The sequence below is a fragment of the Pararhodobacter sp. CCB-MM2 genome, assembly GCF_001691415.1.
Taxonomy (GTDB): domain Bacteria; phylum Pseudomonadota; class Alphaproteobacteria; order Rhodobacterales; family Rhodobacteraceae; genus Pararhodobacter.
The window spans coordinates 80,923-87,245 of record NZ_LRRR01000017.1 but is presented as its reverse complement, the minus strand read 5'-3'; the positions used below and the strand labels follow the sequence as shown (position 1 = coordinate 87,245).

3 protein-coding genes are annotated in these 6,323 nt (G+C 64.6%); all 3 read right to left on the bottom strand.

The window, feature by feature from the left end:
* Positions 1 to 76: 76 nt before the first annotated feature.
* Positions 77 to 3,784: a vitamin B12-dependent ribonucleotide reductase gene (locus tag BCY78_RS15970; RefSeq protein WP_068303936.1), complete on the bottom strand. Its 3,708-nt coding sequence runs from the start codon at positions 3,782 to 3,784 to the stop codon at positions 77 to 79.
* A 457-nt stretch (positions 3,785 to 4,241) separates the two neighbouring features.
* A complete protein-coding gene (locus BCY78_RS15965) occupies positions 4,242 to 5,234 on the bottom strand; it encodes an ABC transporter substrate-binding protein (RefSeq protein ID WP_068303934.1) in 993 nt (330 codons plus the stop codon).
* 50 nt (positions 5,235 to 5,284) lie between these two features.
* A complete protein-coding gene (locus tag BCY78_RS15960) occupies positions 5,285 to 6,130 on the bottom strand; it encodes an ABC transporter permease (protein ID WP_068303946.1) in 846 nt (281 codons plus the stop codon).
* Positions 6,131 to 6,323: the final 193 nt, after the last annotated feature.

Genomic DNA, 6,323 nt, shown 5'->3' with positions numbered 1-6,323 from the left:
GCCCTGCCCCGCCAAAGGGAAAGGGCCGGGGTTTCCCCCGGCCCTTCCGCTCACATCCGGCGCTTGGGTAGCCGGATCAGCTGCAACCGCTCGTCGAGCCGCAGGTGTTGCACTTCATGCAGGTGCCGTTGCGCACCAGCGTGTAGTTGCCGCACTCCCCACAAGGATCGCCCTCGTAGCCCTGCATCTTCGCCTTGGTCCGAGCATCCATGCTCACGGCTGCCACGGCCTCGACCGAGGTTTCCGAGCGCGCGGCCACCGACACGCCGCCCAGCGGCGGGATCGGCATCGGCTGGCCCGGCTGGGCTTCGGCCCGTGCCACCGGGGCGATCTGGCTGACCGCCGTCACATTGGACGAGCCGCCCTGCAGCACCACCAGCTCCTGCGGCAGACGCTTGCGCAGATACCCAGTCGAGGAGATCTGGCGCAGCACTTCCAACCCGCGCGAGGCCGCATCGTCGGTAAGCGCGCTGACGTTCTTCTGGCCTTCCTTGTCGCCTGCGCCGAGGTCGTCGAAGCTGGCGCCCGAGGGCTTCACATGCGCGAGGTCGGTGCGGTCCAGATACGAGATCGCCAGCTCGCGGAAGATGTAGTCGAGGATCGAGGTCGCGTTCTTGATCGCCTCGTTGCCCTGCACCATGCCCGCGGGCTCGAAGCGGGTGAAGGTGAAGGCGTCGACGAATTCGTCCAGCGGCACGCCGTATTGCAGGCCCACCGACACGGCGATGGCGAAGTTGTTCATCATCGCGCGGAAGCCGGCGCCTTCCTTGTGCATGTCGATGAAGATCTCACCGAGACGCCCGTCGCCATACTCGCCGGTGCGCAGATAGACCTTGTGACCGCCAACGATGGCCTTCTGGGTATAGCCCTTGCGACGCTCGGGCAGCTTCTCGCGGCCGCGGGCAATTTCCTTGACGATGATCTTCTCGACAATCTTCTCGGCGATGACCGCGGCCTTTTCCTGAGCCGAACCGGTGGCGAGGATTTCCTCGGCCTCCTCGTCATCCTCGATCAGCGCGGCGGCCAGCGGCTGCGACAGTTTCGAGCCGTCGCGATAGAGCGCGTTGGCCTTGATGCCCAGCGACCAGCTGAGTTCATAGGCTGCCAGCGTCTCTTCGATCGTGGCCGAGTTCGGCATGTTGATCGTCTTCGAGATCGCGCCCGAGATGAACGACTGCGCGGCGGCCATCATGCGGATATGGCTGTCGACCGAGAGGTAGCGCGTGCCCTTCTTGCCGCAGGCATTGGCGCAATCGAAGACGGCGTAATGCTCTTTCTTCAGATGCGGCGCGCCTTCCAGCGTCATCGTGCCCAGCACGTGATCATTGGCGGCCTCGACCTGCGCCTTGGTAAAGCCCAGATGCTTCAGCAGGTCGAAGGACGGGTCGTTCAGCTTGGCCTGCGGAATGCCGAGGGTCTCGCGGCAGAATTCCTCGCCCAGCGTCCACTGGTTGAACACGAAACGGATGTCGAAGGCGGTTGCCAGCGCGGTCTCGATCTTCTTGATCTCGGCCGGGCCGAAACCGTGGCCGATCAGCGCGGTGTGGTTGATGCTCGGCGCCTGACCGATCGAGCCATGACCCACGGCATAGGCGATGATTTCTTCGATCTGGCTGGGACGGTAGCCCAGCTTCGCCAGAGCGGCCGGAACCGACTGGTTGATGATCTTGAAATAGCCGCCACCGGCCAGCTTCTTGAACTTCACCAGCGCGAAATCGGGCTCGATGCCGGTGGTGTCGCAATCCATGACCAGACCGATGGTGCCGGTCGGCGCGATCACGGTCGACTGCGCGTTGCGGTAGCCATGGGCCTCGCCCAGAGCCAGCGCCTCGTCCCAAGCGGTGCGGGCCAGCGCGACCAGCGAGGCGTCGGGGCAATTCGCGGCGTCCAGCGCCACCGGGGTGACGTTGACGGCTTCGAAGTCAGCCAGACCATGCGCGGCGCGGCGGTGGTTGCGGATCACGCGCAGCATGTGCTGCTTGTTGCGCTCATAGCCCGGGAAGGCGCCCAGCTCAGCCGCCATCTCGGCCGAGGTGGCGTAGCTGATACCGGTCATGATCGCCGTCAGCGCACCGGCAAGGGCGCGGCCCTCGTCGCTGTCATAGCCGAGGCCCATATTCATCAACAGGCCGCCGATATTGGCATAGCCCAGACCCAGCGTGCGGTAGTCATACGAGCGCTGCGCGATTTCCTTAGACGGGAACTGCGCCATCATCACCGAGATTTCCAGCGTGATGGTCCACAGGCGCGAGGCGTGGACATAGCCCTCGGCGTCGAACTTCTGGCCGTCGTAGAACTTCAGCAGGTTCATCGACGCGAGGTTGCAGGCCGTGTCATCGAGGAACATGTATTCCGAACAGGGGTTCGAACCGCGGATCTCGCCATCTTCCGGGCAGGTGTGCCAGGCGTTGACGGTGTCGTGGAACTGGATGCCGGGGTCGGCGCAGGCCCAGGCGGCATGGCCGACCTGATCCCACAGCTCGCGGGCCGAGACAGTCTTGGCGACCTTGCCATCGGTACGGCGCAGCAGTTCCCAATCGGCGTCGTCCTTGACGGCCTTCAGGAAGGCGTCGGTGACGCGGACCGAGTTGTTCGAGTTCTGGCCCGAGACCGAGACATAGGCTTCCGAGTCCCAGTCGGTGTCGTAGGTCGGGAATTCGATCGAGGTATAGCCCTGCCGCGCGTATTGCAGCACGCGATTGGTGTAGGTGTCGGGGATCATCGCCTTCTTGGCCGAGCGGATCGCGTCCTTGAGGGACGGGTTCTTCGCCGGGTCGACCGCGTCTTCCGTCGAGCCATCCCATTGGCGGATCGCGTCGAAGATCTCGTTCAGGCGGGCTTCATGCATCTTCGAGCCGGCGACCAGCGAGGCCACCTTCTGCTCTTCGATGACCTTCCAGTTGATGAAGTCTTCGATATCCGGGTGATCCATGTCGATGATCACCATCTTCGCCGCGCGGCGCGTGGTGCCGCCCGACTTGATCGCGCCGGCCGCGCGGTCACCGATCTTCAGGAAGCCCATCAGGCCCGACGACTTGCCGCCGCCCGAGAGCTTCTCGCCCTCGGCGCGCAGCGACGAGAAGTTGGTGCCGGTGCCCGAGCCGTATTTGAACAGGCGCGCCTCGCGGACCCAAAGGTCCATGATGCCACCCTCGTTCACCAGATCGTCCGAGACCGACTGGATGAAGCAGGCATGCGGCTGGGGATGCTCGTAGCTCGACTTCGACTTGACCAGCTTGTGGGTGAAGGGGTCGACATAGAAGTGACCCTGCGACGGGCCGTCGATGCCATAGGCCCAGTGCAGGCCGGTGTTGAACCATTGCGGCGAGTTGGGGGCGGCCATCTGACGAGCCAGCATCACGCGCATCTCGTCGTAATAGGCCTGAGCGTCGGCCTCGGTGGTGAAATAGCCACCCTTCCAGCCCCAATAGGCCCAGGCGCCGGCGAGACGGTCGAAGACCTGCTTGGCCGAGGTCTCGCCCGAGAAGCGCTCGGCTTCGGGCAGATCGGCCATGGCTTTCTCGTCGGGGACCGAGCGCCAGAGGAATTCGGGAACGCCCTTCTCGGCGACCTTCTTCAGGCGGGCGGGGACACCAGCCTTGCGGAAGTATTTCTGCGCGATCACGTCCGACGCGACCTGCGACCAGCCTTGCGGGACTTCGACCTGCTCGTTGCGGAACACGATCTTGCCGTCCGGGTTGCGGATCTCGGAAACGGTGGTTGTGAAGGCAAGTGCCGAATAGGCGTCCTGCCCGTCAGTCGTGAATTTGCGCTCGATCTTCATGGACCTGTCCCCTGTGTCCCAAAATTGGAAAAAGACAAACAGGGCCGGGCACCGTTTTACGGGCCCGCACACGGCTGGAACTCTCGCAATATCCTGCGCCTTCGACATGCCGCGACATGTCGAGCACCTCTGTACAACCAGCGGTGTCGGCGATTCTGCTCTATCTGTCCCTGCCTCGGCGAGCCTTACTATATCTAGTGGCCCTGTTGTCGGCCTCTACAACTTGCAGCAAAGCGCCCCTGAGGGTCAACGCGATTCTTAAACCTTTCCACAGGATTTTGTGTGCCGGGGGATAAGTGCCCACTAGGGATGCACCGAGTCGCACCAACAGGCTTAAGGGAAAGCAAGGAATCCGGCCCACTTGCGGGCAACGTCTGACCTTAGGGCCGAAAAAGACCGGGGCCCCTGAGGGCCCCGGCACTGTGTCATCCGCGATACAGCCAATGGCTATAAAGGATTACTCGGCCATAGCCGCTTCGGTAACCACATGGCTAAAGGCGCCCGTCGGCTCGGCGGTGATGACCGGGTCCGAGCCGCCACCGAGCAGAGTCGCGACGGTACGGGCATAGGCTTCCTCGTCCAGCGAGCCGTCCGAACCCGCGGTCAGCAGGGCGACTTCGCCCATCATGCGGACCTGATGCTCCAGAGTCTGGGCGCCGGTCTCGTCGTTGTCGAGGACGATCTCGGCCGCGGCCTCGGGGTTTTCCTCGGCCCAGTGCCAGCCGCGCATCGAGGCGCGCACGAAGCGGGCCATGCGGTCGACGAATTCCGGATCCTCGAGGTTCTCTTCCAGCACGTAGAGGCCGTCTTCCAGCGTGGCGACACCCTGATCTTCATACTTGAAGGTGACCAGCTGCTCGGGCGTGATGCCCGCGTCGATGACCTGCCAGTATTCGTTGTAGGTCATGGTCGAGATGCAATCGGCCTGCCCCTGCAGCAGCGGATCGACGTTGAAGCCCTGACGCAGGACCTCGACGCCATCGTCACCGCCCTCGGTCGGGATGCCCAGCGTGCTCATCCACGACAGGAACGGATACTCGTTGCCGAAGAACCAGACGCCCAGCGTGCGGCCGGGGAAATCCTCGGGCGAGGTGATGCCCGATTCGGCCAGACAGGTCAGCATCATGCCCGAGCGGGTGAAGGGCTGGGCGATGTTGACGACCGGGGCGCCCTGCTCGCGCGCGGCCAGTGCCGACGGCATCCAGTCGACCATTACATCGGCACCACCGCCGACCAGCACCTGCACCGGCGCGATATCGGGGCCGCCCGGCAGGATTGTGACGTCGAGGCCCTCTTCCTCGTAGAAGCCCTGATCGAGCGCGACGTAATAGCCGGCGAACTGGGCCTGCGTGACCCATTTCAGCTGCAGCGTCACGGCGTCCTGCGCCTGCGCCATGCCGGCGGTCAGGGCCAGAGCCGAAGCCAGACCGGTCAGGTAAGCGTATTTCATTGTCATCAACCTCCTTGTTGCCCGCCCCCGTGAAATCCCGGGGGTCGGAATTATCTGCCGCGCTGCGAGGGGTGCCAGAAGGTGACCCTCCGCTCGAGCAGAGCCCAGACACCGTAGAACGCCGACCCAAGCAGCGCCGCCACGGCGATTTCTGCCCACACCATCGACAGCTGCAACCGCCCGACCTCGGTCGAGATGCGGAAGCCCATGCCATAGGTGGGGGAACCGAAGAACTCGGCCACGATAGCCCCGATCAGGGCCAGTGTTGCACAGATTTTCAGCCCGTTGAAAACAAACGGCATTGCTGCCGGAAGGCGCAGGGTCAGAAGCGTCTGCCACCAGCTGGCCGAATAGGTGTGCATCAGGTCGCGCTGCATCTTGTCGGTCGAGGCCAGCCCCTGCACCGTGTTGACCAGCATCGGGAAGAAGACCATCGCCACCACGACCGCAGCCTTGGACGGCCAGTCGAAGCCGAACCACATGACGAAGATCGGCGCCGTGCCGATGATCGGCAGCGCGGCGAGGAAGTTGCCCACCGGCAGCAGCCCCCGACGCAGGAACGGGTAGCGGTCGACGACCAGCGCGAACAGGAACGCTGCGCCGCAGCCGATCACGAAGCCTGCCAGCGCCCCGCGCCCGAAGGTCTGCACGAGGTCGATCCACAGCGTGTCCGTCTCCGAGATCAACCGCTGCCCGATTTCGGACGGGGCCGGCAGGATCACGCGCGGGACTTCCAGCGCATGCACCGCCGCTTCCCACGCCCAGAGGATCGTCGCGCCGAAGATCAACGGGGCGATCAGCCCCACGCCCTTGATGCCGCGCGGCAGGGACGCGACGCCGCTGACCAATGCCCAGGCGCTCAGCCAGACCGACAACATCGCCGCCCAGAAAGCCATGCCCTCGCCGCCCTGCTGGTTGCCGGCAAGCTCGGCGCCGACAAAGAACAGCAAGGCGCCCTGCCCCAGCAGCAAGCCGATCCGCGCCGCAACGGCCAGCGCCGTGCCGCAAAGCCACGCCAGTGCCACCGCGCCGACCAGCGCCCAGAGGACGATGTCGAGCGGTTGCGCCCCTGCGTCGCGGCTCAGCCAG

Coding starts and splice junctions, on each gene's coding strand:
- BCY78_RS15970 (WP_068303936.1), bottom strand. CDS start 3,784: ATGAAGATCGAGCGCAAATTCACGACTGACGGGCAGGACGCCTATTCG.
- BCY78_RS15965 (WP_068303934.1), bottom strand. CDS start 5,234: ATGAAATACGCTTACCTGACCGGTCTGGCTTCGGCTCTGGCCCTGACC.
- BCY78_RS15960 (WP_068303946.1), bottom strand. CDS start 6,130: ATGGCTTTCTGGGCGGCGATGTTGTCGGTCTGGCTGAGCGCCTGGGCA.